This is a genomic window from Mesorhizobium sp. M0140 (genome assembly GCF_040322475.1).
GTDB lineage: Bacteria > Pseudomonadota > Alphaproteobacteria > Rhizobiales > Rhizobiaceae > Mesorhizobium.
In genome coordinates this window covers 1-849 of record NZ_JAMYTM010000087.1, presented here as the reverse complement: position 1 = coordinate 849, position 849 = coordinate 1, and the positions used below count along the sequence as shown (strand labels likewise).

General features: G+C 58.2%; 1 protein-coding gene. It reads left to right on the top strand.

Annotation, left to right across the window (positions count from 1 at the left end; all coding sequences use genetic code 11):
- The first annotated feature begins 76 nt into the window (after positions 1–76).
- Positions 77–837, top strand: a protein-coding gene (locus NKJ37_RS31955; protein WP_352776446.1) for an IS5 family transposase whose coding sequence is annotated in 2 segments (ribosomal slippage) — positions 77–410 and positions 410–837 — 762 coding nt in all. Because the reading frame shifts where the segments join, the coding sequence is not laid out codon by codon here.
- Positions 838–849 lie beyond the last annotated feature (12 nt).

Here is an 849-nt window from a genome sequence, read left to right as displayed (position 1 = left end):
CTAGGCTCAGGACCTATTAAATCGCTTGCAGGGATAAGGATCGGCTGATTCATTGGCGGCGCAAGGAGACGCTGTCATGGGTGATTTGATCTGGCTGTCTCAAGCGCAGATGCGCCGCATCGCGCCATATTTTCCGCTGTCCCACGGGGTACCTCGTGTCGATGATCGTCGGATCATCAGTGGGATCATCTTCGTGATCAGGAACGGTTTGCGGTGGCGCGACGCGCCTGCGGAGTACGGCCCACCAAAAACGATCTACAATCGGTTCATTCGCTGGAGCAGGCTGGGCGTGTTCAACAAGATTTTCGCAGCGCTTGCCGCAAAGGGTGGGAAGCCCGACCATCTGATGATCGATGCGACCCACCTGAAAGCCCACCGGACAGCAGCAAGTCTGCTCAAAAAGGGGCTGTTCCCCGACGTATCGGACGTACCAAAGGCGGCCTGAATTCGAAGCTACATGCCGTCTGCGACGGCAAAGGCAGACCGCTGGTGATGCTGCTGAGCGAGGGGCAGATGAGCGACTACAAAGGCGCTGCCCTTATGATCGACGCCTTGCCCAGGGCCAAAGCTTTGCTCGCAGACAGGGGCTATGACGCCGACTGGTTCCGCGCCGCTCTCGCAGAGCGCAAGATCACCGCCTGCATCCCGTCAAAGGTCAACCGAAAGGTGCAGATCCCGCACGACGTCGCACTCTATCGCCAGCGGCATAAGATTGAGAACATGTTCGGCAGGCTCAAAGATTGGCGGCGCATCCACACCCGCTATGACCGCTGTGCGCACACCTTCATGTCTGCCATCTGCATCGCAGCCACCGTCATCTTCTGGCTCAATCAATGAGTCCTGAGCCTA